At 60.4% G+C, this 26,955-nt stretch carries 23 protein-coding genes and 2 pseudogenes; 4 read left to right on the forward strand and 21 right to left on the reverse strand.

What is annotated here, in order from left to right; all coding sequences use genetic code 11:
* The first annotated feature begins 52 nt into the window (after positions 1 to 52).
* Together AC0L3E_RS25745 and AC0L3E_RS25750 are read left to right on the forward strand one after the other, a co-directional pair.
* A complete protein-coding gene (locus AC0L3E_RS25745; RefSeq protein ID WP_473605903.1) occupies positions 53 to 1,156 on the forward strand; it encodes a hypothetical protein in 1,104 nt (367 codons plus the stop codon).
* A gap of 5 nt (positions 1,157 to 1,161) precedes the next feature.
* Positions 1,162 to 2,820, forward strand: coding sequence for an ArnT family glycosyltransferase (locus AC0L3E_RS25750; RefSeq protein ID WP_164762697.1), 1,659 nt, complete (start codon positions 1,162 to 1,164; stop codon positions 2,818 to 2,820).
* Here the strand turns inward: AC0L3E_RS25750 and AC0L3E_RS25755 are convergent.
* From AC0L3E_RS25755 to AC0L3E_RS25765, 3 genes are all read right to left on the reverse strand, one after another.
* The gene (locus AC0L3E_RS25755; protein WP_473605904.1) at positions 2,817 to 3,701 is read right to left on the reverse strand and encodes a UbiA prenyltransferase family protein; all 885 of its coding nucleotides are present in this window, start codon (positions 3,699 to 3,701) and stop codon (positions 2,817 to 2,819) included. The genes AC0L3E_RS25750 and AC0L3E_RS25755 overlap by 4 nt on opposite strands.
* Before the next feature lie 145 nt (positions 3,702 to 3,846).
* Positions 3,847 to 4,731, reverse strand: a complete 885-nt coding sequence (locus AC0L3E_RS25760) for an endonuclease/exonuclease/phosphatase family protein (protein WP_164762695.1) — start codon at positions 4,729 to 4,731, stop codon at positions 3,847 to 3,849.
* Positions 4,732 to 4,977: 246 nt separating this feature from the next.
* Positions 4,978 to 5,892, reverse strand: coding sequence for an NAD-dependent epimerase/dehydratase family protein (locus AC0L3E_RS25765; protein ID WP_127330127.1), 915 nt, complete (start codon positions 5,890 to 5,892; stop codon positions 4,978 to 4,980).
* A gap of 512 nt (positions 5,893 to 6,404) precedes the next feature.
* On the opposite strand from AC0L3E_RS25765, the gene AC0L3E_RS25770 reads away from it, so the two are divergent.
* The gene (locus tag AC0L3E_RS25770; protein WP_127330125.1) at positions 6,405 to 6,908 is read left to right on the forward strand and encodes a hypothetical protein; all 504 of its coding nucleotides are present in this window, start codon (positions 6,405 to 6,407) and stop codon (positions 6,906 to 6,908) included.
* 336 nt (positions 6,909 to 7,244) lie between these two features.
* Here the strand turns inward: AC0L3E_RS25770 and AC0L3E_RS25775 are convergent, their stop codons facing one another.
* On the reverse strand, positions 7,245 to 7,640 hold the full coding sequence (locus AC0L3E_RS25775) for an I78 family peptidase inhibitor (RefSeq protein WP_206516838.1): 396 nt from the start codon (positions 7,638 to 7,640) through the stop codon (positions 7,245 to 7,247).
* 57 nt (positions 7,641 to 7,697) lie between these two features.
* On the opposite strand from AC0L3E_RS25775, the pseudogene AC0L3E_RS25780 reads away from it, so the two are divergent.
* A pseudogene (locus AC0L3E_RS25780) lies at positions 7,698 to 7,869 on the forward strand (ribbon-helix-helix domain-containing protein); the annotation flags it as partial.
* Positions 7,870 to 8,093: 224 nt separating this feature from the next.
* On the opposite strand, the gene AC0L3E_RS25785 reads toward AC0L3E_RS25780, so the two are convergent.
* The 17 genes and pseudogenes from AC0L3E_RS25785 to AC0L3E_RS25865 all read right to left on the reverse strand — a co-directional run.
* On the reverse strand, positions 8,094 to 9,581 hold the full coding sequence (locus AC0L3E_RS25785; RefSeq protein ID WP_127330123.1) for an NAD-dependent succinate-semialdehyde dehydrogenase: 1,488 nt from the start codon (positions 9,579 to 9,581) through the stop codon (positions 8,094 to 8,096).
* A 2-nt stretch (positions 9,582 to 9,583) separates the two neighbouring features.
* Positions 9,584 to 10,420 carry an HpcH/HpaI aldolase/citrate lyase family protein gene (locus tag AC0L3E_RS25790; RefSeq protein WP_127330121.1) on the reverse strand — a complete coding sequence of 279 codons (837 nt, stop codon included), beginning with the start codon at positions 10,418 to 10,420 and terminating at the stop codon, positions 9,584 to 9,586.
* On the reverse strand, positions 10,420 to 11,280 hold the full coding sequence (locus AC0L3E_RS25795; protein WP_127330119.1) for an HTD2 family dehydratase: 861 nt from the start codon (positions 11,278 to 11,280) through the stop codon (positions 10,420 to 10,422). The genes AC0L3E_RS25790 and AC0L3E_RS25795 overlap by 1 nt, the downstream gene beginning before the upstream one ends.
* A 12-nt stretch (positions 11,281 to 11,292) precedes the next feature.
* Positions 11,293 to 12,450 carry an acyl-CoA dehydrogenase family protein gene (locus tag AC0L3E_RS25800; protein ID WP_127330117.1) on the reverse strand — a complete coding sequence of 386 codons (1,158 nt, stop codon included), beginning with the start codon at positions 12,448 to 12,450 and terminating at the stop codon, positions 11,293 to 11,295.
* On the reverse strand, positions 12,450 to 13,784 hold the full coding sequence (locus AC0L3E_RS25805; protein ID WP_127330115.1) for an MmgE/PrpD family protein: 1,335 nt from the start codon (positions 13,782 to 13,784) through the stop codon (positions 12,450 to 12,452). The genes AC0L3E_RS25800 and AC0L3E_RS25805 overlap by 1 nt, the downstream gene beginning before the upstream one ends.
* Positions 13,781 to 14,947, reverse strand: a complete 1,167-nt coding sequence (locus AC0L3E_RS25810; RefSeq protein WP_127330113.1) for a CaiB/BaiF CoA transferase family protein — start codon at positions 14,945 to 14,947, stop codon at positions 13,781 to 13,783. Before AC0L3E_RS25810 ends, AC0L3E_RS25805 begins: the two co-directional genes overlap by 4 nt.
* A 120-nt stretch (positions 14,948 to 15,067) precedes the next feature.
* The gene (locus tag AC0L3E_RS25815; protein WP_127330111.1) at positions 15,068 to 16,030 is read right to left on the reverse strand and encodes a LysR family transcriptional regulator; all 963 of its coding nucleotides are present in this window, start codon (positions 16,028 to 16,030) and stop codon (positions 15,068 to 15,070) included.
* A gap of 77 nt (positions 16,031 to 16,107) precedes the next feature.
* Positions 16,108 to 17,058, reverse strand: a complete 951-nt coding sequence (locus AC0L3E_RS25820) for a LysR family transcriptional regulator (protein WP_128306832.1) — start codon at positions 17,056 to 17,058, stop codon at positions 16,108 to 16,110.
* A gap of 12 nt (positions 17,059 to 17,070) precedes the next feature.
* On the reverse strand, positions 17,071 to 18,948 hold the full coding sequence (locus AC0L3E_RS25825) for a hypothetical protein (RefSeq protein ID WP_127330107.1): 1,878 nt from the start codon (positions 18,946 to 18,948) through the stop codon (positions 17,071 to 17,073).
* Positions 18,945 to 19,409: a hypothetical protein gene (locus AC0L3E_RS25830; protein WP_127330105.1), complete on the reverse strand. Its 465-nt coding sequence runs from the start codon at positions 19,407 to 19,409 to the stop codon at positions 18,945 to 18,947. The genes AC0L3E_RS25825 and AC0L3E_RS25830 overlap by 4 nt, the downstream gene beginning before the upstream one ends.
* A 24-nt stretch (positions 19,410 to 19,433) precedes the next feature.
* Complete coding sequence (locus AC0L3E_RS25835) at positions 19,434 to 21,626, reverse strand: flotillin family protein (RefSeq protein WP_128306831.1); 2,193 nt, start codon at positions 21,624 to 21,626, stop codon at positions 19,434 to 19,436.
* A 59-nt stretch (positions 21,627 to 21,685) separates the two neighbouring features.
* On the reverse strand, positions 21,686 to 22,375 hold the full coding sequence (locus AC0L3E_RS25840; protein ID WP_127330101.1) for a bacteriorhodopsin: 690 nt from the start codon (positions 22,373 to 22,375) through the stop codon (positions 21,686 to 21,688).
* Positions 22,376 to 22,384: 9 nt separating this feature from the next.
* Positions 22,385 to 23,779 carry an ABC transporter permease gene (locus tag AC0L3E_RS25845; RefSeq protein ID WP_127330099.1) on the reverse strand — a complete coding sequence of 465 codons (1,395 nt, stop codon included), beginning with the start codon at positions 23,777 to 23,779 and terminating at the stop codon, positions 22,385 to 22,387.
* A complete protein-coding gene (locus tag AC0L3E_RS25850; protein WP_245466430.1) occupies positions 23,776 to 25,155 on the reverse strand; it encodes an ABC transporter permease in 1,380 nt (459 codons plus the stop codon). Before AC0L3E_RS25850 ends, AC0L3E_RS25845 begins: the two co-directional genes overlap by 4 nt.
* A gap of 23 nt (positions 25,156 to 25,178) precedes the next feature.
* Positions 25,179 to 26,135, reverse strand: a complete 957-nt coding sequence (locus AC0L3E_RS25855) for an alpha/beta fold hydrolase (protein WP_128307967.1) — start codon at positions 26,133 to 26,135, stop codon at positions 25,179 to 25,181.
* Between the two features lie 21 nt (positions 26,136 to 26,156).
* Positions 26,157 to 26,561, reverse strand: a complete 405-nt coding sequence (locus AC0L3E_RS25860; RefSeq protein WP_006326052.1) for a hypothetical protein — start codon at positions 26,559 to 26,561, stop codon at positions 26,157 to 26,159.
* 37 nt (positions 26,562 to 26,598) lie between these two features.
* A pseudogene (locus AC0L3E_RS25865) lies at positions 26,599 to 26,955 on the reverse strand (hypothetical protein); the annotation flags it as partial.

Raw genomic sequence — 26,955 nt, forward strand, 5'->3', positions numbered from 1 at the left:
GGTTTCGGACTATCGCGCTGGCCAAGCTCCACGACGAGAGCGCCCTTGGCAGTTGATCATTTTAACCCTGACCGTCCTCTTTGCAGGCTTCGTTCTTCTCGAAACGCCTCCAATTGCCGCTCTGTTCGGCATTGTCACGAAGGGTCTGGCGATCGTCGCTGCCTCGCTTCTTTCTCTCATCGGCTTCGATATGGTTCGTCACGGCGTCGAGTTGCGGGACACGGTGTCGGGCCACGCCGTCGCCGTCACGTCGGCCTGTGACGGCAGCGGCCTTATCGTCAGCCTTTTCGCAATGACCGCATGGCTCGGAGGGCGAACGAACACTTTTCCGAAACCCGTTATGGCTATCCTCGCTGCTGTAGTCGTCATCTTCATATTCAACCTCGCCAGGGTGATCGTTCTGTTCCTCTCGATTAGAACGCCCACACTGATGCTGGCGCAGCATCTCTACGTCGCTCCTCTGCTAAGTTCGGTGCTGGTTGCCGTGCTTGCATGCAACGCGCGCGGCTTGCGACTGGCGGACATTTTGCCAAGCTTGAAGATCTGGCTCGCCGTTGCCTGTCTTGGCGCGCTTGCCTGGTATGTTGTCAGCGACAATGTGAGTTGCGTCGTTGCAACGCCAATTTCGAACGCGATGCTTCGGCTAATGCCGTTCGGCGTGTCGCAAAGCATTGCGTGCTCTGAAGCCGGCGCGCTGCTGACGACGACAGGTGTTCTTGCGCTCCAGCCACCCGCCTTTGTCACGACCGGGTTTTACCCGTCGGACTTTACCTTGGCCGCGTCGCTGGTTTTTGCATCGCTGATCGTCGCTTCGCGGGGTGCGGGCTTGCCTATGCCCAGGATGTTGGGAAGGATGGTGTCGACTATCTTGCTCTTCTGTGTTGCCATGACGGTCGCAGCACTCACTATCGGCTATGACGCAGCGACAGCCGCGCAGACCACCACCGTGTCGTTCAATGGCATTGTCGAGACGTATCATGCGCCGTCGCTTTTTCTACTTGGAACTCTGAAGGCCGCGCAAAATATGCTGGTGCATTTCAACCTTTTCGTCCTGCCCTTTGCCATGGCGGGCAGGCATGAGCCGGGAGCCGCAGCGTCTCCGCCATTGACCAGACGTCCGCCCGGTGGTCGACCATCCCGGCGGCGGCGCAGATGACATTAATGCCGCTTAGCGACCGCCACTTGCGGGAGTGGTTGTGGTTTGTCGTCGCGCTCGGGGCGGTGCTGCGAGTCCAGGGATTGGGCTGGGATCATGGGCTGATCCTTAACCCGGACGAGCGGAACATCATCACCGCCGCTGCACGGCTGTCTTATCCAGATCATCTCGTCTCCGACTTCAGCGCCTATAACGGCCTTGCTCTCTATCTGCCACGCTTTTTCGCAGCCTTGATCTCTCCCTTCACCGGTACTCAGGGATCGGATCCGGCCGCCATACAATTTGCCGGACGCGTCCTCTCCGCGCTTTGGTCAAGCTTGACCTTAGTCATCCTCGCGCGCACCGCGCAGCGAAGTTTCAGCCCTCGTGTCGCGCTCTTCGTCGCAGCCTGTGCGGGCGCTTCGCCAGGGCTGATCCAATCAGCACATTTCCTGACTACGGAAGCGGGGCTGATCCTTTGCCTGTGCGTGATGATTCAGCTTTGCCAATTCTACAATCGCGGTGAGATCCCCCTCCTGCGCTTCGCGCTGCTGAGCGGCGCGGTGGTCGGGCTCGGCTTCGGGCTGAAAACGACAGCGCTGGTGTTTGCGCTATGCCCACTCACCGCCGTTGCCTGCTCCATCCGGGCGCGAAACCAAGTCGTAGAGGCAATCAAGGCAGGGGGTGCCGCGACCGTCGTGGTGCTCGTGCTGGCACTCGTCACGACACCGCAACTGTGGGCCACCCCCGACGCCTACTTCGCTACGATGCGTTTCGAGGGCGGTGTCGTACGTGGCACCACAGACGTCTTCTGGACCTACCAATTTGTCGGCACGGTCGGCGGCCTGTTCGAACTTTCTCAACTGCCGTGGCTTCTCGGTCCAATCGTGCCGGCACTGGGTCTGGCCGGCATGGTTGCGCTCGTCCTCGATCTGAGGCGCGGCAACAGAATGGCGCTCGAATATGTTCCAGCACTTGCTCTCGCCATCGTTTACGGCGCGATCGTTTGCAGCTGGCACGCCAAATTCGTACGCTATTTGGCGCCGCTGCTGCCCCTGCTGATCCTGTTCTCAGGCTATTTCATCAGCCAGTTGCGCGTCGGCAGGATCCGGGCCGGAGCCATGCTGGCCACAGGCGTGGTTACGGGACTGGCCGGCTTGATGCAGGCGGCCATCTATCAAAAACCCGACCCGCGCATCGCCGCTTGGGACTGGATGGTGCCGCGCCTAGCCGCAGGCGATGGTGTGGTAGTCGAGCCTGCGGATGTCGGGCCACCATATTGGATCCCAAGCGCCACGCCGCTCACGACCAAGATGCTGCCGTTGCTGGATGTTTCATCGCCCGACAAGATCGCCAGGATGGCCGATGTGCTTGCTGGCAGCAGATGGTTGATCGTGGCCAGCCGTCGGCACTATTCGGTCCTTCCAAGGCTCCTCGGCCGGTTCCCCGAAATGTGCCCATACTACGCTGCTTTGTGGTCAGGGAGACTCGGATATCAGCTTGTGGCTACCTTCCGGCGCCGTCCGGTCTTGCCGCCCCTACTAGACCCTACAGGCCAAGCGGAGGAGACGTTCACGGTTTTCGACAGCCCGCAAGTCTTCATCTTTGAAAAGACGGTGCCGCTTCCAGCCCCGGCACTTGTTTCGGCAATCAGTGATTCCGCGAGTTGCGCGCCGAAGCACTAAACTGCCTGGATGTAAGCCGCCGTCCCAAGGCAGATCAAGACAAGGCTAACCGGATCGGCCGCGGCAAACATAACTGGGTCGCCGCCGATTCTGCCGTCGATTGCGCGTCGCCACAGGTGCAGGAGCCAAAGGCAGACGGCGACCGCCGCGCCCCAGAGCCAAACAGGATCACGATAGTGAAGGACGACGGCATTGCTCCAGGCGAGATAAGCCAAAATCGTAATCACTGTGGCAAAGGCAAAAAAACCGGTGCCCGCCAGCAATGAAGACCTGTGCACATGGGTATAGCCCCGACCCGAGGGCACTGTGGCTGGCGTGCTTATGGAAGAAACCTCATCGATGCGTTTTATCAAGGCCAGCGCCATGAATAGATTTACGCTGAGACAGATGAGCCAAGGCGATAGGGACGTCGCGGTGATCTCGCCGCCGATCAGCAGCCGCCAGACATAGAGTCCGGTAAGGATTGCGACATCCGTCCCTACAAACCGCTTGAAATATCCACTGTATGTAATGGTGGCGACGAGATACGCAGCGACCGCGATGGCCACCGTGACGCCGATCGCCGCTGCCGCCAAAGTGAGCGATGCCGCCGCCATCCCGATCGCAACAGAGAGCGCCCGCTGAGGTTTTATCAGTCGGCCCGCGATCGGACGGTGACGCTTGCGCGCATGTAGCCTGTCAAAGGTCGCGTCCTTGATATCATTGACGATGTAGCCGGCTGAAGCCGCGAGGCTCATCACGACCATACCGACGACGAGCTTTATGCACATGCCGGCAGAAATCGGCGCGTGGGAGAAAATAACAGGTACGACCAGAAGCAGGTTCTTGATCCAATGCGCCGGCCTGATCAGCGAGAACCAAGCCGAAAGACTTGATGCCATTCCCTCGCTATCGGCCGTAGCTGACAAACTTTCCACCCTTTGGTTCGCTGTCCCACGATGACCCCACTCATAGCCTCTCGTGATCAGATTGGCCATGTAACTTGGATCAGACAATCGCAGTCCTCATTCCTCAGACTCCGGCATCTCAAAGCGTGAAATCGACGATCAAGGCTGAATGATCTGAGCCGGGTGCTTCGATTTTTCGAACCGAACGAACGACGACCTTTCCCTTTTGCAAAAGCTGATCGATGGGCAGTCCGGCAAAGCGCAGTAGCGAGGGCAAGCTATACGGGGACCAGGTCGGTCCGACAGAAGGTACGAGCGTGAGCTCGCCTGCCTTGGCGATCCGGCCCGTGGCGGCGCTCCAAGGTGTCGCATTGAAGTCGCCAGCCAGCAAGGCGTTCGCGCCGAGGCGGCCGATTTCTGGTGCCAAAGCCTCTATCTGGTCGCGTTGCGGGAACGGCCATGGCCATTTCAAATGCACGGCAGCAACAGATACTGTTTTGCCGTTGAAGTTGATCGAGGCCGCGGCAAATGATGTGTTGCCGATGCAGGTGGGTGGCCGAGTCGCATCGAATGATCGCCGGGAGAATATTGCCACACCATCGATCGGACGGACGCCGCAAAGGATTTTGTGAGGATAAAGGTCGTCAAGCGAGGCAAGTTCCTCGACCCATTGGTCGTTCACTTCCTCCAAGGTGACGACATCTGCCTTCGTATTTCGGATGACAGCCAGAAGTTCGAAGGGCGTCGGATTGTTGAACCGGACGTTGATCTGTAGCAGGCGGAATATGTGCGCTTTGTCCTGGGACACTGTTTCTCTGGCAAAAATTTGCCCGACCGGGACGTTTGCGGAAATGGCGAGCACGCCGCAAAGCAAAGCGCAAACCCGCGCAGCACGAGAGCCGCTCCATGAAACTAGAACCAAGGACAATACCAACACCGCCGCGAGATGAAGCCGAAAATGGCTGACCGAATCCAGCGCCGGATGGAGCGTATTGAGGAACCCGGCTACGAGCAGCGCCGCCACCACGACTGTCCAAGCTAACAAAAACCGCCTCCGTAGGCGCCGCCATGGCGTTCTCGCCGGGATCATCAGAATGTAACCCTCTTGAAGACGAATTCCGGCTTGGAAGTTATCAACAACATTACCAAGCGCCAGAGCGTGCGGGATAAATCATGTGCGGTTGCTTGCCCTGAGGCGCACGGCGCGATGGCGCTCCGGCTGGACCTCTGGCTGACTGCATTTATTTACATGGCCCCGCGCGGGCGGCAATCATGCTTCCGCTTGTTCCACAGGAAGACGCGTCCGCATCAGATCGGCATATCGTGAGAGGCCGGCCTCCAACGTCACGGTTGCCTGCCAGCCGAGCAGCGCTTTCGCTCGTCCTGGATCACCGACAAATTCATGCACATCGAAACTGCGCGGCGGGGCGATGACGAAACGTCCGCGACCGTTGCCGGCAGCAATTGCACGGTTGGCCAATTCTTCAAGCGAGGTACTCCGGCCAGAAACAAAATGGATTGGCGGCAGCCGCTGTTCACCCGCAAACAGTTGACTCGCCACCGCAGCGACTCCGGGAGCGACATCGTCGATATGGGTGAAATCGAACGCACAATTCGGCCCGTCGAGGCGCAATGTGCCGCCGGTCACCGCCGCGCCTACAAAAGCCGGCACGACCCGGTCGGCATGATCGTTCAAGGCTCCATAGACGCTTGAGAACCGCACAATTGCCGTTTTCAGCCCGGCTCGGCGCGCCTCAGTGACGAGATTCTCTGCCTCATGCTTGGACCGGCCGTAAATGTTGATGGGAGCGAGGGCAATGTCTTCGTTTACAAGCTTTCCCGGCTGGGGACCATAGACTTCCCGACTGCTCGCATAGATGACCCAAGGTTTGAGTCTGCTTTTCAGGGCCGACTGCAGAATGTGACGCGTAGCATCGACATTGACGGATTGACACAGCGCCGGATGACGCTCCGCTTCGACGACGCGCGATACAGCCCCGAGATGGATAATCCCCGTCACCTGCGACGCGGCCGTCTCGACCTTTTCCTGGTCGCATATATCGAACGGGGTATCCGAGCGAAGGTCTGCGAAAAGGACACGGTTGCCAGTTCGCAAGAGCAGTTGGGCCACCGCCTTGCCGACAAGTCCATGCGAACCGGTAACCAGGACAAATTCATCATGCATGCAGTTTCTACCAATGCGCTGTCGACGTCGGGGCCTGGGACTGTAAAGTGGAACCGTGCTTCCGAAGAGAGTAGAGCTGACAAATGCCGGTTGAACAACCTGCGCGAACCACTTTCAGAAATTTCGTATCGGGCGCGCGGGCTTCTACTCGCCCCGAGACGGGCGACGCGGTCGTCAAGAAACGCAATGACAGGATGGCTACGGCAGGGTTGCCCCTAGGTTCAGGACCCATTGCTGTCAGGTGCGCGGTAGATTCCATAGCTGACCTTGACGAGCAGGCCCTCATCACACATGCGAGCTAGATAGTCAGGCCGAGGCGGGCAGCTCTCTCAATTCGCGGCCGCTCCCTACTCCCTGACATGCAGTTAGTAAATAGGCGGGTATGTCTGCCGAGACTGCGGAGCCTATACTTTTCCGAATACACGTCGGCCAAATTTACCAGGATGACTCTCATCACTTGCGGAAATATCCACTTTAGGAGATGCTGATCTAAAGCCTTGGGAGGGCGGGGGATGAAAAGAAAAACGTTGATGGTGCTCGCCGCCATTGTGTCGCTTTGCGGCTGCCAAACAAGCAATCAAGCCGACTACATGCAAATAGGATACGGGCCTAGTTTCGAGGTTGCCCATGCTCAGTGCGAGATGCGCAAAGGATCAGTAGACCAGGGCTACCTTGCAATTGGATCGCCCGCATTTGTCGCGGGTGCTGGGCTCGGCAACGCACTTGGCAATGCGATCGCCGAAGATCAGTACATGAAGAACTGTCTAATCATCAGCGGCTGGAAACTCGCGCCGCATGGCAAGGGCGCCGCAGCTGCCGCCACTGCCGTTGCCACAAGAGCGCCACCAACTCCCTATGGTGTCCAACGCGCCCCTGGCAGTTGGATCAACACGGCCCTTCTGGATTGGTCAGCCGCCAACAACAAATGCGTCGCCGGTGACAAGGCGTCCTGCGCAACTCGAGCCAAGCTCGGTACGCAGCTCAGAGCCGCCGGCGTCAATCCGGCGCCGATCTGATGCACGGGGTTTCCTTGTGAGAGCCTTTGTTAGCCAGAAGAGGCCTCGATCCTGCTCTGGGCCGATCTGATCGGCAATCTTCTGCCGCCAGGTACGATCATAGCGGTGGCCACATGCCTGCGAGACCTGGTTTCCCGGCCGGGGATGGCCGGGCGAGGACATGATTGACAGTTCGCGCAGGTCGCTTTTGCGATCATTGCGCCATGTCGGAAGCGAAACAGCTACAAAGGCGCACGGCAGCGGGACCGTGCGCTAACCATCGTCGAAAAACCCGCTGCGCAGATCAAGGCTCTGCAATCGGCGGCAAGGCCTTGCCTTGAAGGTCTTTGAATAGCACTAGCCGCAAACTGCGCGCTTTAGATTACCCCGCCCGTCCGTTTCGAGGTTCAGCCTCGCGTCGCTGTAGTTGTGAATGACGGCCTGACCTGGCGCGATTACTCTGACGTCTCCTTTGGACCGGACCGGCGCGCCACCTACACGGACATCGTCAGCGGAACTGCCGGTAACGGGAAGGCCGATCTTGTTTTGCAGAGCGGCGGCTCCGCAATCTGATGAATGGCGCGTGGGCGGAGCAATACCAGTGCAGCCGGCCATGATGATCGTGCCCGCGATGAAACTGAAACCGAAACATGACCGCGACTGCATTTGGGGCTGTTCTCCTTTGGGCAGGCATCCGCTCGTGCGCCCATTGACTGTCCTTCTTGTCGGATATTCGAGCGGTTTGGTGCTCATGAACGAAATTTATGACGATATGCAGGCAATGCTTGGAGATGCTTGGCAACCCAGGGACAGGAAATGACGGCGCCGAAATTCCTCTCGACGCTTTACGATGAAGCGCTGGAGAATCAACGGCCATATCCCGAATTTTGCCTCCATGCTGCGCACCACGTGCGCGCTCTACCTAAGCGACAGGCAAGCTCTCGACAGCGAAACCTCGGAGTTGACGAACAAGGCAGCCTGACGCGCGGGCACTGCTCAAAACGCCTGCTAACCGGAAAGCCGAAAACCGCATCGGCCAGTTGAAGACCAACTAGGCCAACGAGACTCGTTCCTCGGGCGACGAGGCGATCCTGTGAGCCGAACCTCCATTGGCGAGCCGTCAACTGTCGATGTTGCGACAAGGCTCTCTAAGATTCCGACCGGAAGAACGCTTGCTCCGAAAGTCTAGAAACTCGGCGTTGCGCCTTAGTGGGGAAGCCCCCCAAAACACAAATATTTCAGCTCCAGGTAATCATCGAGGCCGTATTTCGAGCCTTCCCGGCCAAAACCCGACTGCTTGATGCCGCCGAACGGCGCGACCTCGGTCGAAATGAGCCCGGTGTTGATGCCGACCATGCCATATTCCAAAGCCTCCGCGACGGCCCACACACGGCCCATGTCCTTGGCGTAGAAATAGGCCGCAAGCCCGAATTCGGTATCATTTGCCATCGCAATGACGTCGTTGACGGTTTCGAAGCGGAACAAGGGCGCCAACGGTCCGAAGGTTTCTTCGCGGGCTACCGCCATCTTGGAGGTTACCCCGGTCAGGACCGTCGGCCAGATGTAATTACCGCCAAGAGGATGGTCTGGCCCGCCCGCCACAATGCTGGCGCCCTGAGAGACGGCATTCTCGATGTGACGCCTGACCTTGGCCACGGCGCGGCCGTCCACCAGCGGGCCGATCTCGGTGCCCTCCGCGAAGCCGTCACCGACTTGGAAGGCTTTGACGCGACGCGCAAGCTTGTCGGAGAACTCTTGGTAGATGCCGCTCTGCACGTAAAGGCGATTGGCGCAGACACAGGTCTGGCCAGCATTGCGAAACTTGGAGACGATGGCTCCGTCGACGGCCGCATCGACATCGGCATCGTCGAAGACGATGAATGGGGCGTTGCCACCCAGTTCCATGCTGAGCTTCATGACTTGCGCGGAGGCTTGCGCCATGAGAGTGCGGCCGACTTCGGTCGACCCGGTGAAGGTGAGTTTGCGAACCTTCTCGTTTTCGCAAACCTCATCGCCGAAGTCCGAGCTCTTCGTGATCGGGACAACGCTCAGCAGCCCGGCCGGCACCCCCGCCCTTTCCGCAAGTACGGCGAGGGCCAAGGCGGAGAGTGGTGTCAGCGCCGCCGGTTTGAAGACGATCGAGCAGCCTGCCGCCAGCGCCGGAGCGATCTTGCGCGCCACCATCGCGGAGGGAAAATTCCAGGGCGTAACAGCGCCGACGACGCCGACAGGCTGTTTGATCACAACGATCCGCTTGTCACGGGCATGCCCGGGGATTGTATCGCCATAGACGCGCTTGGCTTCTTCGCCAAACCATTCGATGTAGGACGCGCCATAGAGGATCTCGCCCTTGGACTCGGCCAACGGCTTCCCCATTTCAGCAGTCAGAATCGTCGCCAGATCATCAAGATTGGCGATCGTCAGGTCGTACCATCGCCGTATGACTGCAGCGCGCTCCTTGCCCGTGCGAGCAGCCCACTCGTTTTGGGCCACGTAGGCGACGTCGATCGCCTTCGCGATCTCGGCTCGGGCAAAATCGGGCAAAGTGGCCATCACTTCATTGGTCGAAGGGTTGGTGACCTCGAAGGTTTTTCCGGACTGGGAGTGGCCTAGCCATTCTTTGCCAATCAATCCCGCTTCCCGGATCAGATCCTCGTCCTTGACCTTGCTTAGGAGTGTCGCTGATACGGCCATGGTTAGACACCTTTGTTGGATTGCGAACGGCCCCGAAGCAGAAGCGCCCGGGCCTGGGCGATAATGGGAGCGTCGATCATCTTGCCGTCGACAAGGCGTGCTGCGCCGTCTTGGGCCGCGTCAGCGACGCGCTGCGCCCAGCGCAATTGCTCGTCACTCGGTTGGAAAGCTGTGATGACATGCGAAGTTTGGGCAGGGTGTATGCAAAGCTTCCCGCCGGCCCCATGATTTAAGGCTTGCTGGCATTCGGAGGCCAGTTTGACGGTATCCGTGACCTCGAAGGATGGGCCGTCCAACGGCAAGGGCTTACCGGCGGCTCTGCTCGCCACGGCGAGCCGCATCATGGCATGCGCTTTGATGGCATCGGAGGCTGTCGCACCCAAGTCCAGCGTAAAGTCTGCGGGTCCGAAGGCCAGTCTCGCGATATGAGAATGAGCGGCCAACACCGCCGCCGCCTCCAGCCCCCGGGCCGTCTCGATCAGCGCCATGATTTCGATGTCCTCACCCAAGATATGAACCATCGCGTCGAGGGTCGCCACGGACTCCGCTTTTGGCAGGCAGATGCGTCGAAGCCCGAGGGCCCCGACTGCAGCAAGATCAGCAGTGTACCAGCTACTGTCTTGGCTGTTCACCCGGACGTAGGTTGGGTTCCGCAATGTCAGCGCATGGTGAAGGTTGGACCGCGCGCTATTTTTGGCGGCCGGCGCAACAGCGTCCTCAAGATCGATAATGACCGCGTCGGCTCCGGACCGGTCGGCTTTTTCAAAACGCTCTGGCCGATCGGCCGGCACAAACAAAGGCGCGACAGGCGTAAAAAGCACGTCACTCTGCGCAGTCATCAGGCCGGACCCCGATCCATATCGGCTTCCATGTGCACGGCGCCGCTCCCGCCTTGCGTCCAGAGTCGCCGACCATCGATGCCGGCCCTGACGGTCAGTTCACGGTCTGCAATCGCCGGGGCTACTCCGCGGTAGCGAAACGTCAGGGGCATACGGGTGCCTTGGGACGCCGCGAGGTTGAGGAGAAGCGTTGCTTGGATGGGGCCATGGACAACCAACCCCTCATAGCCTTCGGACTGGGTCGCGTAAGGCAGATCGTAATGGATACGGTGACCGTTAAAGGTGATCGCGGAGTAGCGGAAGAGCAACGTGGACGAAGGTACGACAGACCACACTTGCCCTGCTGGCCGGATTGTCGGGGGGTCCACCGGGGAGGTGTTTGGAGGAATGCCATTTCGCGGCACCACGGCTTCCCGGTAAACGATGTCCTGCCGTTCACTCAGCGCGAGACCCCGATCGGAATGGTAAGCATGGCCGACTGCGACGAACCAGAGTTCACCGGATCGGCCTTGCTTGCGCACGATGTCCTGGATGGTAGATACCTTGCGAACCTTGTCACCGACCCGTAGGTGATCATGCACCTGCAGTTCACCACCAGCCCACATGCGGCGCGGCAGCGGCACGGGCGGCAAGAACAGGTTTTTGGCGGGATGCCCGTCGGCGCCCAACTGGTCCATCCCGGCGATTGCCGGCGACAGGCACCAATGAGTGCCCAAAGGGGCGGTATCTGCGGGCAGCAGCGCAAGATGGGGTTCAAAAATGGCGCGGAAACTCTCTACGAGGCGCTCCGAAACAACATCGATGCTCTCGCTCCGACGGCCAATCCATTCTGCGAATAGCTTCGGTTCGGTCGCGTCCACTGGCCCTGCCCGTCAGTAGGAACGTGGCATTCCGAGCACATGCTCGGAGAGGTAGGACAGGATGAGGTTCGTGGATATCGGCGCAACCTGGTAAAGCCGGGTCTCGCGAAATTTGCGTTCGACGTCATACTCCTCAGCGAACCCGAAGCCGCCATGCGTCTGGATACAGGCGTTCGCGGCTTCATTGGAAGCATCGGCAGCCAGCATCTTGGCCATGTTCGCTTCAGCGCCGCAGTCCTGACCGGCCTCATAGAGCCGCGTGGCTTCACGGACCATGAGTTCGGCTGCACGCATGTTGGCGTAAGCCCTGGCGATGGGAAACTGGATACCTTGGTTGGCGCCGATGGCCCGGCCGAAGACGTTGCGGTCGCATGCGTAGGTGGAAGCCTTGTTGATCAGCCACTTGGCGTCGCCGACACATTCGGCGGCAATCAGGATCCGCTCGGCATTCATCCCGGAGAGGATATAGCGGAAGCCCTTGCCTTCCTCGCCGACCAGGTTTTCGGCAGGGACCTTCACATTGTCGAAAAAGACCTCGGTCGTGGAATGGTTCATCATCGTCCGGATCGGCCGGATCGAAAGGCCCTGCTTGAGCGCCTCCCGCATGTCGAGAATAAACACCGACAGGCCTTCGGTCCGTTTGGCCACCTGATCCTTGGGGGTGGTGCGCGCGAGCAGCAACATGAGGTCGGAATGTTCCGCCCGGCTTGTCCAGATCTTCTGGCCGTTGACGACATAATGGTCGCCGTTCTTGCGGGCGAATGTCCGGATCGAGGTCGTGTCGGTGCCGCTGGTGGGCTCGGTAACGCCGAACGCCTGCAGCCTCAACTCACCGGAGGCGATCTTCGGAAGATACCGCTCCTTTTGCAATTCGTTGCCATGCCGCAGGACTGTGCCCATGACATACATCTGGGCGTGGCACGCGGCGCCGTTGCATCCGGCCCGTTGAATCTCCTCGAGCACGGCGGCGGCGGCCGAAAGCGTCAAGCCCGACCCGCCATATTCCTCAGGGATCAGCGTCGCAAGGTAGCCGGCCTCGGTCAGTGCGTTGACGAAATCCACGGGATAGGCGCGGTCGGCATCGAGCTTGCGCCAGTATTCGCCCGGAAATCGCTCGCAGAGCCGGCGCACGGCGTCGCGGATGTCCTCGTTGTCAAAGTCCTTGAACATCAGGCACTCCGCGCTGCACGGACCTGGGGAGGCGCGTCCCCAGCGGTTTCAAATAAACCCAGCGAGCGCAGTGGGCGGTTATCGGGAAGGCCAAGGATAGCGTCGATCAGGTCGTCGGCACAGGCTTGCGAAGTGCCGCCGGCGACGAGCTGCGTGCGCGCCTTCTGGGACAGTTCGGCGGCCGTTACCGGGTTATCGGGATCGCCCTTGGCGTCGTGCCGGGCGGCGGAAAGGCGTCTGCCGGAAGCCGTTTCGACAATCACCTCTGCGCCCCACGACTCCGGATAGGCGGCGTCGATCTTCGGCGTCAGTTCGACCTCGACCTTCTTGCGTTCGTCGACCATACGCTGGCGGGCATCAGCATCGAAGCTGGCCTGGTCGACACGGCCGTCCGCTAGCGCTATCGCCACAGTGTGCTGCAGCGAGAATTTGGCGCTGTATGGATCGTCCGGGGTGGGCCGGTCGCACACGTCGAGGGCAGCCCGGTAAGCCCCGACATGAACCCTTGCGATGGCTTCCCCGGCGATCTCGTTGTGCAAGGCGATCGCGCCATCGATCGCCGGGTGGGTGTGCCTGCAGCAAGGCCATGGCTTGATCGAGGTGTTGATCAGTTGCCAGGCCCGCTCAGGCCCGGCCGTGACGACCTCCGGAATCGGGTCCAGACACAGACCGGCATAGAAGCCCTTCTCGCCTTCCAGGATGTTCTCCGCCCCCGTGAATCCTTCCTTGGCCAGGAACGACGCGAGGACGCCCGATTCCGCAGCCCTGGCGGTGTGGAGATGCTTGCTCATGGCGCCTTCTGCAAGGAACTCCCAAAGACCCGATGACTGGGTACCGGCGTTCCCAAGCGCCCATACGGTCCTGGTGTCGTCGAGGCCAAGGAGCTCCGCCACGGCAAACGCCGCACCGAACGGCCCGCAGGTCGAGGTGTTGTGCCAGACCCGGTAATGCTTCTTGCCGACGGACATGCCGACCCGGCAACAGGCCTCGTATCCTGCGAGAACCGCGCGGAGAAACGCTTCACCTCCAAGATCGTGGTCGTGGGCCACCGCCCATGCCGCAGGAATGACGACGCTGCCCGGATGGGTCACCGAGTCCCGGTGGAGGTCATCCATCTCCAGAATATGGGACAGGCCGCCCAGGTAGAACGCCTTGCGGGCGGTATCCGCTTGCGCCGGCGGGGCGACCGCCTTGAGCATGCGGGCGGGCTCGGTCGGCAATGCGCCAAGGGCGCAGGCGAGCGTATCCAGGACAAATAGCGATGCCCATTCGAGGTCGCGGTCGGTCACCGGCTTTTCACGGATCAAGCGGGTCAGGTCGCGGGTCAAGCTCATAATGCTGCACTTCCTATCCGTTTGGGATCCGCCGCATCCGGAGGACCGAACTCCTGCCGCAAAGGCACGTCGTGTTCGCCGAGTGAAGGCACCGGGCCAAGCACAGGGCGTTTGCCATTGACCGTGACCGGTGGCGCAAACAGCTCGACTTGACCAACGGTGGTCTCCACCGAGACTTTGGTGGCACTGCGATGCACCGCCAGATCCGCCATGGTCGACACACGGCCATAGGCAATTCTGACGTGGTCGAGCAGTTCGCATAATGCAGACATGGTGTAGGTCGCCAAGATCGCCTGCACGCATGCGTCAAGCGGCTCGCGGTTTTGGATGCGAAGCACGTTGCGTCCGAACCTTGGATCCGTTGCGACCGACGGTTGGCGCAGGACACTGTCGCAGAAAACGACCCATTCGCGTTCGTTCTGGACGGCGATCAGAATTTCCCCGTCACTCACCTGAAACAGCCCGTAGGGTGCGATCGAAGGGTGGGCGAGGCCGAGCCGCCGCGGCTCCTTGCCGCCGTAGTGGCGCGCCAGATATGGCACGTTCATGTATTCGGCGAGGGTGTCGAAAAGAGAAAGCTGCAGGTGAGCCCCTTCCCCGGTTCGACTGCGCATGATCAGGGCTTCGAGGATAGCGGCGTAGGCCCCCTGCCCCGTAGCGATATCGGAGATCGATATGCCGACCCGGGTCGGGCCAGAAGTTGCGGACCCAGTGACCCCCGCCAAGCCCGCTTCCGCCTGGATCAGCAGATCGTAGGCCTTCCGCTCGTGGTCGGGCGTTCCGGGTGCGTAGCCACCGATGTCACAGACGATCAGCCTGGGGAACCGCCGCCTGAGGTCCGCGCTGCCTATGCCCAGCCTGTCGGTTGCGCCAGGCGCAAGGTTCTGGACGAACACGTCGGCGGTGGCGAGCATGGATTCGACCAGCGCCAGATCATCCGGCTGCTTCAAATCGACGGTGCAGGATTGCTTGCCGCGGTTGTTCCAGATGAAATAGCTCGAGAGGCCGTGGACATAGTCGTCATAGCCGCGCGCGAAGTCGCCTTCGGGACGCTCGAGCTTGATGACCCGCGCGCCAGCGTCGGCCAGACGGGACGTCGCCAAAGGCGCGGCCACGGCTTGCTCCAGCGAGATGACGGTCGTTCCCTCCAGCGCGCCTGGCATGGCTCGCTCCTTATGCTGCTTCTCCAATACCATCGCACCGGAAGGGGTGCTTCCGTCAAATAGCGTTTTGTAATGGGAGGTATAGCGAAACCGTACAGTCGGCCGCCCGCCTGCAGGACCCTAGCCGAAGAGGTTGGGCCGTTGGTTTTCGTCGGATAGCTCGGCGCTCCAAACCTGGTCCTTGACCAGTTGACGAAGGATCTCCCACGATAGCTGCCCGACGGCGCGGGGCGCTGTCTGCAAGGGCCGTTCGGTCGAGTAAGCGAGATACACTTTCCGGGTAATCGGCGGGTTTTGGAAGCTCCACGCCCGAAACAGGCCAGCCTGCGCCTCGGCGTTGATCGCCATCCGAGGCAGGATCCCGTAACCGATCCCACGTGTAACCAATCTCTTGATTTGGGTGTAGGAGTCGATTTCGATCGCCGGGTTGATGGCGACTTGGACTGACGTTGCCACGGCTTCGATCAGTTCACGCAGGCCGTGGCCTGGGCCCGGTACAACGAGGGGCAATCCGGCGACGTCGCGAAGCTCCACCGAAGAGCCCCGCAAGTCGGCCTGGCCCTGCATCGACGTACTGGCAAAGAGACAGATTTCCTCGGACAAGCCGTGATGTACCGCGAGCCCCCGGGGATCCGACGTTGCATAAATCATCGCGAGGTCAACCTCCCCGCGCTTCAACCATTCCAGAATGTAGCCGCTCATCGCCTCAACGATGCGGATGCGCACCTCGGGGAACCGCTCGCGGGCGGCCTCGATCAGCGGCGCCGCAAGAAGCTCGCTCACTGTACCGGGTAGCCCGAAGCGCACTTCGCCGCGAGGGGCTGTGGCGGCGCCCCGGACACTGTCGTTAATTTCGGCAAACTCGGCAAGGATGCGCTTGGCGTGCACCATCAGCCGCGTGCCCGCTTCGGTCGCACTGACGCCATGCGGCCCGCGATGCAGGAGAGCAAGGCCAAGCTCCTCTTCCATATGCCTGACATGCTGGCTCAACGCGGGCTGCGCCACATGGAGCTGCGTCGCGGCCTTCGAGAACGAGCCGCTCTCCACGACCTTGGAAAAATATCTTAGCTGCCGAAGGTCCAAAACGGCTCCCCACGCTCTACGGAGGGCTAGCCTAGAACATTTCGTTATTGAGGCAACGACAAAAACCGGCAGTCCGTCTATCCCTGTCCCAACAAGGCCGCGTCGGCGCTGTCCATGGATCTCTTGATCCGTCCTGCCTGCCGGCGGACTTCATCAATCAAGGCGGTGAGCACCACGTTCCGGGAACTGCCCCCCTGGGGCCGCACCACGGCAATAGTGCGGGCCATGGCGCTGTCGGCGATCGCATAAGCGCTCAGCACGTGCCCGGCCAGTTCACGCGTCACGCTCGAGTGCGGCAGAATGGTTGCGTACTGGGTGGTTTTGTCGGCGATGACAGCTTTTACAGCACTAAGCGAGTCGAGTTCGAGTTCCGGCTGCAGCGCGATGCCCCGCTCGCGGTAGACCCGATCGATGATCCGCCGCAATTCATGGATTTCGCTCGGCAATATCAACTTCAACCGGCTGATGTCTCCCAGTTGGCGCGGCGCGTCGACCTGAGCGCGGACATAAGAGGTTACCAGCACGAGGCGCTCGGCGAAAAGATCGAGGACGTCGAGTTGATCCGGCGCACTGGGCCGATAGGTAAGCGCAGCGTCGAGCTGGCCGCCGCCCATGAGACTGGCAAGGTCGCCGCTGTAGGCTTCGACAACATTCAGCGTTACACCCTGATACTGGGCTTCAACAAAATGGCGGATGTCGTCCAGAAACAGCGGCACGATGGTCGGGCATATGCCGAGTGAGATCTCGCCTTTGAGCTTGTCCAAACGCTGGCGCACCTCACGGACCGCATCATCGAGCCCGTCTATGTGCAGGCGCGACTGGCCCAGGAGGAACCGTCCTTCGGCCGTGGGCTCGGCACCGCGCCCACTTCGGTTGATCAACGAGATACCGACTTCCTTTTCGAGCAGCTTGATTTGTCGCGTCAGGGACGGCTGCGCGACCCCTATGGATTGAGACGCGCGGGAGAAGCCGCCGTGCTCGCAAACCGCGATGAAATAGCGCAGACGCCTGAGGTCGATGCCTTCCATGCCCTGCCCCTGTTACCGGCCCGTCACGCGGTCGAGGAGCCGTGCGATCCACGGGGTCGTAACTGGCTCAAACAATGGGTTCACGTCCGGCACGAGGACGATCCTGTGGCGAGGACGTTCATCGATAACGGACAGGCGTCCCTGATAGGCCAGCCACCACACGATGAACACGCCGACAAACCAGAACAGGACCTGCCAGACCAGCAGCGAAGGCACTCCCGGCGCCACGACCACGCCGGCAAAAATCGGCTCGCTGAAAAATGTGTTGCCGAGGATTGCACCGGGGCCGAGCGCGAAAAACGCCCACAGAAGTGTAAGGGCCCATTTGGCCGTTGTGGTCCCCTGGCTCCCGCTACGCGCCGGCTGGCTCTCCTCGAAAGCGTCATGGAGGCGATCCCTGCGATCCCGCTCGGCGCCGCTGCGCGTAAATAGGGACACAAGGAGGCACGCTGTGAAATTGGTCGCAAGTCCCCATCCCGCCGAATGGACCGACAAGGGCCAGCGACCCCATGGCAGGTCAACGAAGAGCCGCTCGAACAGCACCAGTCCAAAGCTCTCGGTGAACACCACGCAAAGGCTTCCGACAATCAATCCTGCCATAACACCGCTTCGGCTGATCCAGCGCACCCAGCACAAGCCGAGCACCGCAGGCAGCAGTTGCACGGACAGGCTGAGCGTGAGGGATGAGAAGATTGTCGCGCTGAGGGACGCATAGCTCGCGATGGCGGCGACAGATCCGTAGACGAGCGCCAGGGTCACGCGCGCGGCAAACCGCGTGGCACGTTGGTCCATGCCCGGGACGATGTAGCGTGACGTCAGCTCGATGGTGCACACCGATGCTCCCGATCCGGCAAAGAAAGCGACGGCGATCTGGCCCGACGCGACCAGAAGGACTGTAAAGCCCACCGCCACCATCGGGTCGAGCGTTGCCAGCCGTGTCGTGAAGGCTGTCAGCGAGCCATTGGCGGCAATCTCCCCGGCCAGAACCGGCCCGATCAGTATCAGGGCGCCAGCCGCGAGGCCCGCGATCATCCAGACCTGGCCAAATGCAAGGCCCCGGCGCGGCGCACTTGTCACGCCCAGAAAGCTGAAGCCGGGACTGATCGCGATGCCGCCCAGCGACAGGGCGAACGTCAGTCCCGCGAGGGTGGTCCAGAGCCCCCCGGCAGGCAGTTCCTTGCCAATGCCGGCGCTAAACTGGATCACGCCCGGGATCTTGTCCGGCAGCACACCGCTGGCTGTACCAATCCCGTTGGCGGCGAATGCCAATTTGTCGAGCGCGAAGCCTGTGAACCCGCCAAAAAAGATCATGAGGGTCAGGACCAAAAGGGACTGGGCGGCGACAAGATAGGCTATCCCGCGCCAGCCTCCGATCACGCTGCAGAGGAACAGGAGGAACGCGATCGACCAGATTGCGAGACCGGACGGAACGTCGTTGGCGGTCGCGGCGCTCACCAGGGCACCCGCCTGAGATAGGCACATTGCTGCAAAAGGGATGCTGAAAAGGAACAGCACGAACAGCAAATAGATGCGAAGCGTCGTGCTGCCGAAGTAGTCACCCAGCAGGTCACCAAGCGTGCGCAGCGAGGTCAGCCGGGCGGCAAGCCAGATCCGCTTCTGCGTGATCACAGCGCAAAGGGCGATACAGATGAGACCGACTGCGACCTGGTTATACTGAAGGCCGAAGGTGGCGAGCAAAAGCAGATGATCGGGAAGGCTGAGGCTGGCCAAGGTGATGCCGGCGCCGGCGAAGATGATTACCCATGGCGGCAATGCCAGGCCCGCGTCGACGAAATCACCGGGTTGTCGGGTGTGACGGCCGCTGATGGTCGCAAGGTAAAGGCCCAGGACCGCGACAATGCCGAGCATGGAAACCAAGAGCGGGGTCATGTCTTGTCTCCCGGCGAGCGTTTTAAATCTCGGTCATCCGAGCGGAAGTCCCGGATAACGTCGAACGCCTCGAAGGCCTGCCGTGCCCCATACCGGGTGATCAGGTAGAAAACGACCACGGCCCCCGTTGTGATAAAGCCGACGCTCAACGGTAAGAAGTTGTGCGCGGCAAACGACGCGCTGGCCAGCGACATAACAACGAACAGCACAAGCGCGAGTCCGTAAATGACCAGGCCAAGTCCTAGTTCTCGGGGCGAGAACCCCGTCCCGTAGACCGCATTGACGATTACGTGAGAGACAAAGCCCGCCAGAATGGCCGCGAACCCGGCAAGAATATACGGTGATCCGCCCCGGCCGAATCCATACTCAAACAGGATCGTGGCGGGCATGGCCGCTGCCAACCAGCAGGCCATGACCAAGGCGTGTCGGTCCAGCGCTTCGTTTTTGCCGAGCGGGGTCATCGGTTGCTCTCGCTAGTTTCGGGCTCAGTCGTCCTTGTCCTTCGGCGCATCCGGACCCTGGAAGTTGCGGAACGACATGCCGCCGGCGCTTCCGAGGTTTTCGATCGGCAATCCCAAGTCCTTCATGAGACCGTCTACGAATGCGACCTGGGTGCGATATTTCATTGCGGAATTCACCACGCGATCCGTCATGTTGCCGCCGCTCGAGCCTCCATCGCCGCCGGCCCTCTCGGAAGGACTGTTGATACCGGGGAGGCCATCGACCTGGAGGATCTTGATCGATTCGATGTTTTCCATCGGCTTGACCGTCTCGCGGATGATGCTGGGCAGATTGCTTACGAGGTTCTCGTAGATGGCACTGCGTCTGCTGGCATCCGAACGGGTGTTTTCGGACTCGTTGAGCATGCGCTGCCCGGCGGCGTCCTTGGTATAGCGAACCTCGGCCGCATTGGACTCGGCGATCTCCGCCAGCGCCCTCAGTTCCGTCGCCTCTTTCTCGGCCTTTGCCGAAGAAACGACCCGTTGGGCATCACGCTCGATTCTGGACGAGGACTGAATGAGCTCGATCCGCTTGATACGCCCGGCCACCTCTTCTTCGCGTGCGCTGTTGACTTGCTCTTCCTGTTCAACCTGCTTTTTCAGAGCCTCCGCGGCCTCGGTCTTTGCGTAGGCTTCCTCGATCGACTTGTTGATCACCGCGATCAGGCGCTCCTTGTCGACGATCTCGACTTCCTTCTGCTGCTCGATCTCAAACTTGTCGACAAACTTCCGCGCAGCGATGCGCAACTCGTCGATCTGGCGGTTGGCGGCGATCGATGCGTCCTGAATCTCGTGAAACGCCTTGGTTTCGGCCAGCTTGATCTTCTGGTTATTCTCGATCTCGAGCTGCACGATTTCCTCGTCGACCCTCAAGCGCTCGACATCGACATCGTAACGTTTCTTCAGGCGCGCCTTTTCCTGGTCAGCCTCAGCAAGTTCGTTGCTGATGCGAACCTCTCTCGACTTCGCCACGGCCAGCAATTCAAGCGTTTTATCGGTTTCAATACGGTGCGACTCAGTAATCCGCTGGCTCTCCAGTTTGGCCTGGTCGATCTCGGCCGATGACGTCGTCTCGATGATCGACAGCTCCTGGCGCGAACGGATTTCAGACTCCTTCACATGTTGCTCGTTATCAATTCGCTCTGCCTCGATTTCCCGGCGGTTCTGGATCCTCTGCATCTCGAGCTCGCGACGCGACATGATTTCGGTCATTTCAGTCTCTTGCTGCTTCTTGATCTCCAGCGACCGCACCTCCGACTGGGTGTTGATCCGTTCGGAATCGATGAGCCGGTCCTTGGCGATACGAATCCGCTCACCGTCTTGTTCGCTGCGGATCCTGGCGTTCTGGATACTGATTGTGGAGCTTGATCTCTCGGCCTCAATCTCGGCCAGTTGGGCGGCTTTGCGGATTTCGATCGCCTGCGTCTGTTCGATGCGGGCGTACTCAAGGTCACGCTCGATCTCCAGAGCCCGCTGTTCGGTTTCGAAATCCTTGAGCTTGATGCCGATCCGCGATTCGTTTTCGATACGGTTGCGAAGCTGGCGGCGCTCCTCGATCTGCTCGGTCAACTGCGTCAGGCCCTCGGCATCGAACGCATTGGAGGGATCAAAGACGGAGATATCGGTCTGGTTGAGGTTCGTCAGAGAGGCGTTTTCAAGCTCGAGGCCATTCGACCCCAGGGTCGTCGCCGCCAGGGCGGCCACCTCACCCATGTAGCGGCCACGGTTGGTGTGGATTTCATCCATGGTCATCGTAGAGGCGATGGCAGACATCGCATCGACGAACCGGCCTTGGACAATCTCCTTTAGCGCGACCGGGTTCTGGGTGCGCTCCCCGAGAGTTCGGGCCGCAGTCGACACGCCGGCTTCCGTAGGCACCACACGCACGAAGAACTCGGCGACGATGTCAATGCGCATTTTGTTCCTGGTGATCAGAGATTGCTCGCCGAGCCTCCGGATCTCCACCGGGATCGCGTTCATGTTGACGCGCGTGATGTCGTGGACAATCGGGATGATCAGCGCACCGCCGCCCATAACCACCCTCTCCCCGCCGAGGCCGGTGCGGACGAAGGACTGGTCTTTGGACGAGTGTCTGTAGAGCCAGTGCAGCAGATAGACACCGATCGCGATGATGATCGTTACGAGAATAACGACTGCGATCACATCTGAGCCATTCATGGGAAGATCCTCCACTTAACCGCGAGCGCCGAGCACATTGGCGCGAAGATTGACAGCCTTCAGAAACGCTCCTCGCCGGCCACGGCGAGGATGATCATTGAGACGGCGATGAGATTGATAAGGTCGGCAATGGTGTAGAGCACGATGATGGGTGCCACGTGTCCGGTGCCGATAACGACGTCCACGAAATGCAGGATCGGGTAAATTGCCCAGCCGATCGTCATGATCAGCCTGATCCAGAAATAGCCGAGCCTAATCGGCCGCGTCGACTTGCTGATGGCATCCGCCATGGCGCCGAAATAAAACTCGCCAAGGATATAGAGCCAGAAGGCGATCGACAGCAGCACGCCAAGGGTCGGATTGAAGATCCGCGCGTCACCAAGGTAGCGGGCGAGCACCATCAGGATTGCCGCGGCCAGTGTCCGCCAGAACACGCCCACGGGCACTTTCCCTGCAATGCTCGCAAAGAAAAACACCGATGCGACCTGCATCGGCTGCACCACGAACCACGCAACGTAGCGCGAGGCCGCGCTGAGTTGCTGGCCAGCGAGCCAGATGTTGGAGGCGGCATAGTATTCAAAGCCCGACGCCAGGAGTGCAACGGCTGACAGCGCCAGCGGAACCCGCCAGCGCTCGGACGTCCATGTCAGGCCCAGCATTGCCAGGGCAGCCGTGGCAAACATCGCAAGGGTTGCAACGCTGAGCGCGGTGCTGACCACTGCGCTGGACTGAAAGAGTGTTCCAAACATGGGCTTTCCCTAGACCTGGGCTCTGATGTGAGGGGCGCGGCCGTAGAGCGCGACCATCGGCAGGATCAGAAGACCGAAAATGAATTGTTGCCATTCGTATTTGAGCCCGATGCCAATCAGGAAGGCGCTCAGGACTTGCAGGACGAGAACCCCGATAACGGTGTAGCCATAGCCGCCATACCCGCCCATAAGCGACGTCCCGCCGATCACGACTGCGGCCAAGGTTGTGAAAAGATACTGGTCGCCGACCCCGATGAACCCGCCGCCGCTCCAGCCCAGCAACAGGCATCCTGTCAGGGCAGCGGAGACGCCGCTGATGGTGTAGGCGAGTGTCCAGTATTTGAACTCGGAGACGCCGATCAACTTGGCCGAGCGGCGATTGCCGCCGAGGGCGTAGATGTAGCGGCCGAAGGCGGAATAACGCAGGCCAACGATGACGATGATCGCGATGACAATCCACAACAGGATCGTTGGCGGGACAGCCAGACCGAAGGTGCGACCGTTCATGGCGGCGAGATTTTGCAGCCATTTCGGAACGGTCCCAAAGACGTTGCCGCCAAAGGACGATCCAATGCTGGTCAGAATCTGGACAAGCCCAGCGATTGCAAATCCCATTCCGAGGGTGAGGATCAACGCCTGGCCTTGCAGGCGGTAGGACAGAACGCCATTCAAGAAACCCAGGGCACCGCCGATGATCAGCACGAACACCAGCGCGAGCCAGGGCGGTACGCCAAGGCTAATCAGGAACAAAAGCCCTATGTTGGACGCGCCGATAACAAACGGAATAGAGAGGTCCAGGCCGCCGAGCAACGCCACCAGTGTTTGCCCGACGCAGGCAATGCCCAGGAACGCTGCAAACAGCAGAATTGCCTTGATGTTGGCGCCGGAGAGGAACCCATTGATCGTAAAGGAGCTGATCACAATCAGCGCCAGCAGCACGATCAGTCCAATAAAGGCGCTGCGACCATGGGCGAAACGGTTACCGACCTTAAACGCAAAGACCAGGATCGCTTCCAGCAGCAGGAAGGCGATCAAGTTGCCAAGGGATCTGAAAGACGGGACCGTTGCCGTGATCAGCAGATACACAATCAACATCACCGCCATGGTGATGATCAGGACCCGGTTGCCGGCCCAGACGCCACTGCCGCCAGCCGAGACCGCGGTGTCGGTTTCGAGAGAGGAAGATCTGGCCTCGAAGATGACGGCGACGTAGTTGATCAGCCAAAAGAGCACGGCGGCCAGAACGATGGTGTAGAGGATAACGATCTGCGCGCTGAGCCCCTGCCAAAACCCCAGGCCAAAGCTGATCGCGGCCACAACGAATGTGACGGCGAGATTGAGCCACACCAGGGCGCGCGAACGCGGGATGAAGAGGCGGCTGCTGTCGACGAAAGTCTGACTCATGGCCCGATCCCCAACGATTGTCCTGTCGCCAGAATTCCGGCCGCGTGGCTTTGCTCCCCGACGACCAGGAACAGGAGCAGGATGAGTGCCGAGACGAAAACATAGATGAAGGCGCCAAGGCGCACGGAAACCGCTTCAGCTACGATGACGCGGACAGTGAACGTCAGCACCGCCAAGATGACGGCGAAGCCGAAGACGATCTTTTGCAGCGGCGTGAGATCAGGCAGTACCGGCCCACTTCCCGACTGTATGGGCAGCAGCAGATAGCGGGTCATCACGTCCGGATTGGACTTGAAAGCTTCACCGGCGACGGCCGCCACGCCATAGGTGTCGCGGGTGCTGACGTACAGCATGATCCCGACCACCACGCAGCCCAGGACGACGAAGGCTGCAAAGGGCGAAATGAAGTGGAGGTATCGCCCGATGATGGGGACCAGCAGGGTCAGCAGGAGCGACAGAACGAGGATCAGCCCGTAGAAAAGCTGTGTCACAAAGGCTTGCGTGGAACCGAAATTGAACGTGGCAAGAACATAGCCGATAAGAAAGAGGTTGAGCGCGCCTAGCAGCCCGCCTGCTACGCCACCGCGTCCGCCGGACAGGCTGACCCCGCCCAGTACCAGGGCGGTCACCGCCGTTAGCGTCATGGTGGTACCTTGTGTCGGATCTCCAGACGAGATCAGGGCGGTGTAGCAGATCGCCCCCAGGCCAACGAAGAGGCCGGCGATGACGTGGGCACCGATCCGCACCACATTGATGCGGACACCGCTCGTATAAGCCGCACGCTCATCGTAGCCCATCAGACGCAAGTTCGCGTAAAACGAGGTCATGGTGAACAGCAGCCAGGCCGCGATAGCCAGAAGGACGATCAGCAAGATCGGTGAAAAGATCGTGTTGCCGAGGCCCCAGGACGACATCCAGTCCGGTGCGGTGCCGCCAGGTCTTGGGAGGATGACCAGGTTGATGCCGGTCAGGGCCAGAAAGCCACTGAGCGCTACAATGATCGGCTGGACGCGCACGAAAATGATGATGAGGGCAAAGAAGAGCTGATAGAGAACGCCAATCCCCAGGGCGACCAGAAAGACGCCAAAGGGACCCGTGACGATGCCAAGGCCGTTGAGCTTGACGATCGTGACGTTGATGAAGGCGAGCAAGGGTCCAACCGCCAGGTCGACTGTCCCACGCCCCGCCACAGCCAGAGCCATAAGCGAGAATGTCGCCAGGATCAGGGGGGCCGACACGATGATCGCGCTGCCGAACCCCGACAAGGACACAAGGTTCGGCCCCCTGATGACCGCGGTGCTCAAGAGCAGCGCGATCAGCAGGATCGGGACCAACAGGTAAGTGTTTTGGGAACCCCTGGATTGGGACATCAACATTTGTCTTTCGTTGCTAGCGCAACCTAGAACTCGATGACCTTCCGGCCTTCACTGGGCCGCTCACTGCGAGCGGTCGACCGGCTCTCGGAAATGCTCCGTCCGGAAAGGGCATTGCCTCCCTGGCCGCGCCGTTCCGGATCGGCGCTGAGGATTTTCTTCAGCACGGGGGTGATGACTTCCTTGAACTTCGCCGGATCTTCCGATGTCGGGAAGTGGCCACCACCGAAGATCATGCATTCCGAATTCTTCACTTTTTCGGCCGTACGCAGGGTCATTTCGGGCGTACATGCGAAATCGTACTCGCCAGTCAGGAAGTAGATCGGCACCTTCCCGGAGATCTTCTGGCACTGGTCGCGGAAATCCGAATCGACGCTGTAAAAATACAGGTCGCCCTTGAAGATGCCCGGGCCGCCCTGCGCGTAGTACCACCAGGTCTCCCACCGGTAGTCGTCAGGAGACTGCGGGGCCATCAGACCGAATACAGAGGTCGCCACGACCTCGCCACCATGGATATGGGGGTGATGCAGCGGATCGATCCACCATCCCGGGGAATAGTCGCAGGCCTCGAGGGCGATAAAGGCGGAAAACTCGCTTTCGTAGCGCAGTGCCAGCGCCAGGCAGATATTGCCGCCCATCGACTGGCCCATGAGGACTGGCTTGCGCAGATCAAGGGCCCGGCAGAACGCCACGATGAACTCACAGTAAAATTTGGTTGTGAGTTTGTACTCGTCTTCCATCAGGTGAAAGTCAGCTGGCGGGATCGACTTGCCGTGCCAAGGCATGTCGAAAGCGATAACGCGGAAATTCTGGCTGATGTCCGGGTCGCACAGCTGGTGCCGATACTGGCGCCCGTCCGTGCCGGCCGTGTGCAGGCAGACCATCGGAATGCCCTCGCCGTGTTCCTCGTAATAGGTGCGGTACGTCTTGCCTTCGCACTGGACGTAGACGTAGCGCCCAACGATTGGATCGTGTGTATTCATGACAACTCTCCTGCGCTGCCGTTAAACTTGTCGCATCAGCGAGAGCATGCGCGTCAGCGCCCGCAGATTTTGCCAGAAGGGGAGCGAATTGCCCTCGATGATCAGCTGCTTGTGCAGCGGATGCGCCATCGCCCAGATGTCGTTGAACATCGGCGGTGGGATTTCCTGGGCAAATTTCGACCAGGCGCTGCTCGGCGCCTTGAGCCAAAATTCGACCCCCATGTCGTTCGGAGTGAGGCCTTGCGCGATCTTCTGGATCTTGCCGCCGCGGACGTCGACGAGATATTCCGTGTCGTCGAAGCCGAGCACGAACTTACTCGTGAAAAACCGCCCTACTACCGGCAAAATGCGATCGTCATTGACCTTCCTTGCCCACCGCTCGATCCACTCCAGATCAAAGCTGCTCCTGCTTCCATATCTACTCATGCGATCCTCCTGATTGGGGAATTACTTTGCCCGGTTTTTACGCGGGCAGAGACTTCTTTGCTGGCCCGTAGACTGCCACGAACGACGCTGCATCGATGGCCACCGGCATAACCGCAGCCGCAAATGCTCCAAGATCGGCGTCGGCCGGCAACTCGACCTTGTCCGCCCTGAGCGCATAGAGCGTGAAAAAGTACCGGTGAGCCCGGTCCGGCGGCCAAGGGCCGCCATATCCCTTGCCGAACCCCGGGATCTTGAATGTCACGAAATCGCTGTTGAACTCAGCAGCGCCGTGGGGGGGGCGGCCGCGGGCGCCGGGCGCGGCGGGCGGGGGGCGGCGAGAGAACCCCAATAGAGGACCCACCCCCACGCCCAACCACCCCGGGGGACCAAAAAA

Source organism: Mesorhizobium sp. WSM4822, assembly GCF_055811155.1.

What these genes read in the sequence shown, in the direction of transcription:
- AC0L3E_RS25750 (WP_164762697.1), top strand. Translation starts at nt 1,162, where the DNA reads ATGCCGCTTAGCGACCGCCACTTGCGGGAGTGGTTGTGGTTTGTCGTC.
- AC0L3E_RS25755 (WP_473605904.1), bottom strand. Translation starts at nt 3,701, where the DNA reads ATGGCATCAAGTCTTTCGGCTTGGTTCTCGCTGATCAGGCCGGCGCAT.
- AC0L3E_RS25765 (WP_127330127.1), bottom strand. Translation starts at nt 5,892, where the DNA reads ATGCATGATGAATTTGTCCTGGTTACCGGTTCGCATGGACTTGTCGGC.
- AC0L3E_RS25770 (WP_127330125.1), top strand. Translation starts at nt 6,405, where the DNA reads ATGAAAAGAAAAACGTTGATGGTGCTCGCCGCCATTGTGTCGCTTTGC.
- AC0L3E_RS25775 (WP_206516838.1), bottom strand. Translation starts at nt 7,640, where the DNA reads ATGAGCACCAAACCGCTCGAATATCCGACAAGAAGGACAGTCAATGGG.
- AC0L3E_RS25785 (WP_127330123.1), bottom strand. Translation starts at nt 9,581, where the DNA reads ATGGCCGTATCAGCGACACTCCTAAGCAAGGTCAAGGACGAGGATCTG.
- AC0L3E_RS25790 (WP_127330121.1), bottom strand. Translation starts at nt 10,420, where the DNA reads ATGACTGCGCAGAGTGACGTGCTTTTTACGCCTGTCGCGCCTTTGTTT.
- AC0L3E_RS25800 (WP_127330117.1), bottom strand. Translation starts at nt 12,450, where the DNA reads ATGTTCAAGGACTTTGACAACGAGGACATCCGCGACGCCGTGCGCCGG.
- AC0L3E_RS25805 (WP_127330115.1), bottom strand. Translation starts at nt 13,784, where the DNA reads ATGAGCTTGACCCGCGACCTGACCCGCTTGATCCGTGAAAAGCCGGTG.
- AC0L3E_RS25810 (WP_127330113.1), bottom strand. Translation starts at nt 14,947, where the DNA reads ATGCCAGGCGCGCTGGAGGGAACGACCGTCATCTCGCTGGAGCAAGCC.
- AC0L3E_RS25820 (WP_128306832.1), bottom strand. Translation starts at nt 17,058, where the DNA reads ATGGAAGGCATCGACCTCAGGCGTCTGCGCTATTTCATCGCGGTTTGC.
- AC0L3E_RS25825 (WP_127330107.1), bottom strand. Translation starts at nt 18,948, where the DNA reads ATGACCCCGCTCTTGGTTTCCATGCTCGGCATTGTCGCGGTCCTGGGC.
- AC0L3E_RS25830 (WP_127330105.1), bottom strand. Translation starts at nt 19,409, where the DNA reads ATGACCCCGCTCGGCAAAAACGAAGCGCTGGACCGACACGCCTTGGTC.
- AC0L3E_RS25835 (WP_128306831.1), bottom strand. Translation starts at nt 21,626, where the DNA reads ATGAATGGCTCAGATGTGATCGCAGTCGTTATTCTCGTAACGATCATC.
- AC0L3E_RS25840 (WP_127330101.1), bottom strand. Translation starts at nt 22,375, where the DNA reads ATGTTTGGAACACTCTTTCAGTCCAGCGCAGTGGTCAGCACCGCGCTC.
- AC0L3E_RS25845 (WP_127330099.1), bottom strand. Translation starts at nt 23,779, where the DNA reads ATGAGTCAGACTTTCGTCGACAGCAGCCGCCTCTTCATCCCGCGTTCG.
- AC0L3E_RS25850 (WP_245466430.1), bottom strand. Translation starts at nt 25,155, where the DNA reads ATGTTGATGTCCCAATCCAGGGGTTCCCAAAACACTTACCTGTTGGTC.
- AC0L3E_RS25855 (WP_128307967.1), bottom strand. Translation starts at nt 26,135, where the DNA reads ATGAATACACACGATCCAATCGTTGGGCGCTACGTCTACGTCCAGTGC.
- AC0L3E_RS25860 (WP_006326052.1), bottom strand. Translation starts at nt 26,561, where the DNA reads ATGAGTAGATATGGAAGCAGGAGCAGCTTTGATCTGGAGTGGATCGAG.